The sequence below is a fragment of the Myxococcus sp. CA033 genome, from assembly GCF_013336625.1.
In the GTDB taxonomy this organism is placed as follows: domain Bacteria; phylum Myxococcota; class Myxococcia; order Myxococcales; family Myxococcaceae; genus Myxococcus; species Myxococcus llanfairpwllgwyngyllgogerychwyrndrobwllllantysiliogogogochensis.
This window is the reverse complement of the sequence record NZ_JABUMU010000057.1, coordinates 1-2,595: the sequence shown is the minus strand read 5'-3', so window position 1 is coordinate 2,595 and position 2,595 is coordinate 1. Positions and strand designations below refer to the sequence as shown.

Genomic DNA, 2,595 nt, shown 5'->3' with positions numbered 1-2,595 from the left:
AAAAATCAACTTCGTCGGCTCCGTGTCCGTGACGAGCGCAGGGACGACGTCCACTTCGGCTTCCTCGTCCTCGGCTGCTGCGTCATGCTCTTCCGAAGCCTCTATCCTCACATTTGATAGAGGCTCTTAGGTGTAGAGACGGTGGATATTCAGCAACTGACACCCATCCAGGTTCCTGGTCTTGAGAGTGTGCGCGCGGTTGCAGTTGGAGTGGTGCACTCGCTTGCTCTGAGGTCGGACGGAACTGTCTGGGCTTGGGGCTACAACGCCTCCTTGCAGTTGGGGTTTGAAACAGCGAATCGAGAAGTTCCGCCAACGCAGGTTCCAGGGCTCACGGGCATTCAAGCTTTGGCTGCGGGCTACTACTTTTCACTGGCGTTGAAGGAAGATGGGACCGTCTGGACTTGGGGGGAGGGGTACTTGGGTGATGGAACGAGCATCGGTTCGCGGACGGTTACCCAGGCACCAGACCTCACAGACGTGGTCGACCTGGCGGCGGGCAGTTCGCACTCCATGGTGTTGAAGTCAGACGGCACTGTCTGGTCCTGGGGTGGGAACGCTTTCGGCCAGATGGGAGATGGAACGCTTACTGAGCGGCTGACACCTACCCGCGTTCTGGACCTCACGGATGTGACGTCCTTATCGGCACATGGCTCGCACTGTCTGGCACTAAGAGTTGACGGTACCGTCTGGGCATGGGGACCCAACGTGAATGGGCAACTGGGCGATGGAACGACCATTGCGCGCTTGGTGCCAACCCTGGTTCCTGATTTTATAAATGGGTGGGCGCTGGAGGCAGGCAGTAACTATTCCTTGGCACAGAAAGAGGATGGTACTCTCTGGGCGTGGGGCTACAACGGCTCTGGTTCTTTGGGAGACGGGACTCGGAGCACCCGGCTGTCGCCCATCAATGTCCCTGGGATCGTGGGCAGATCAGCGCAGGGTGTGAATAGCGAGTCTCACAGCCAGTGAAGAACAGCAGGCCAAAGGACCAGCGCGCCCTGAAGTTGTGTCAGAGGAGGGCAACACCGCAATCCGCCAGGACTTCGTCTTCAACTCACCTTGGCAGGGGACTACGGCCGAGGAATTTGTGCGCGGGCTCGCGCGAGCTTGGCAAGGACGCGCCTTGAGCCAGTCAAGGCGCGGTTTCAGCCGAGGCCGGAGTGGCCTGTCACTGAGGGAGCTTCTTGAGCAGGTCGATGTCCTGGTTCGCGACGGTCAGCAGGACTCCGGCGATGTGCTTTGCGAAATATCGCCCGGGGAGACTGCGCATCCAGCCTGCCTGGTCTGGCATTGAGCCACTGCTGGGCGGGTGATCTTCGATGGTGCCGCCGTGCTGCCACTGCGTGATCAACACCGAGGTGGGGCAGGGCGTCGCCATCTCCTTCTCGAACTCCGCGTAGGCCTCGCGATACGACGGCTCCGCGAGGGGCTGGAGATGCTTCGCCATATTGCTGGCCTCGACCAGTCCAAGGCAGCGCGAGATGCCCGATCCGCAGCTCCGCGCCTTCCGGGCCACCTCCACGGGCGTGGTGATATTGGAGAACGACTTGCTCGCCCAGAACACGGCGCGCAGGCGCTCGCCTTGCTCCTGGCTCATCGGTCGCCATTCCGACGGAGGTTGCTTCGTCAGTGCATGTGCCGTGCGCTCCAGCCCGAGAAGCGTATAGGCGATCATCGAACCGATCAGGGTGTCCGTCCGATACGACAGCCACGCGAGGTGACGCACGTCCTTGGCCGCCTCCAAGGGCTGTCCGGTCCGCATGCCTTGGAGGAGCCGGAGCTTGGACCACTCCATCAGCACGATGAAGTTCGGAAAGGGGACCGTCATCAGGTCGAACGGCTCCTCCTGTTTGAATGGAAGGTTCTGGCGGATATCCCACCGGTCGAACCGCATGAGCTCGCGCATCCAGTTGAAGTCGAGCGCGGACAGGTCGGGGTTGGCCGCGAACCATTCCTCCAGCGTCTTCTTCTCCTTCAGGTGCGCGGGAAGCTGGAGGGGTGAGTCCGCGGGCATCGACGGGCCTGGGCGGTCCCACTCCGCCCAGCGGTTGAGCAGCGGCCCCGCGTCGCCCTCGGTGCGCGGTTCGTGGAACCACGGGTCGGCGGCGAGCTTCGTCTGCTCCTGACAGAAGAGGTCCACGTGCGCAGTGACTTCCTGTCGCATCGCATCGAGAGTGGGCTCGTACTTCGCGCGCGTGAACCAATCGAACGCGACCATCGCGATGACGGCCAGCAGGAGAATCCCGCTGACAAACCACACCAGGGCACGCAGCACGCTTCCTCGAGCCCGACGCACGTTGGAATGCATGTCCGCACCTTAGCAATTCCAGGCACCCTCATTGTCACGAGCGGAGGACCTCGGACTAGAGGGCGCCGAGAGGCTCCGCTGGTGTCGCTCACTACCCTGCCGAGTCATGCGCGCGACGGTGGGCGAGCGCATGGAGGCGGACGGCGGCGTCGCACGGGGTCAAGTCCCGAATCGTGTGTAGTTGGTTCGGAGGGGGAACGGGGGAGGAAGGCTCCTTGGCGGATTCATTCAGCGGTGTCTGGGTTTGAAGTCAGCAGGGCCATGTCGAGGTAGCGGCGGTCATC

The 2,595-nt window shown here is 62.2% G+C and carries 2 protein-coding genes; one reads left to right on the top strand and one right to left on the bottom strand.

The annotated features are described in order from the left end of the window. The first annotated feature begins 141 nt into the window (after window positions 1-141). Window positions 142-972, top strand: coding sequence for a hypothetical protein (locus HUA78_RS47970; RefSeq protein ID WP_174479115.1), 831 nt, complete (start codon window positions 142-144; stop codon window positions 970-972). Window positions 973-1,171: 199 nt separating this feature from the next. Here the strand turns inward: HUA78_RS47970 and HUA78_RS45575 are convergent, their stop codons facing one another. Then, on the bottom strand, window positions 1,172-2,311 hold the full coding sequence (locus tag HUA78_RS45575) for a hypothetical protein (RefSeq protein ID WP_174479114.1): 1,140 nt from the start codon (window positions 2,309-2,311) through the stop codon (window positions 1,172-1,174). Between the last annotated feature and the right edge of the window lie 284 nt (window positions 2,312-2,595).

What these genes read in the sequence shown, in the direction of transcription:
- HUA78_RS45575 (WP_174479114.1), bottom strand. Translation starts at nt 2,311, where the DNA reads ATGCATTCCAACGTGCGTCGGGCTCGAGGAAGCGTGCTGCGTGCCCTG.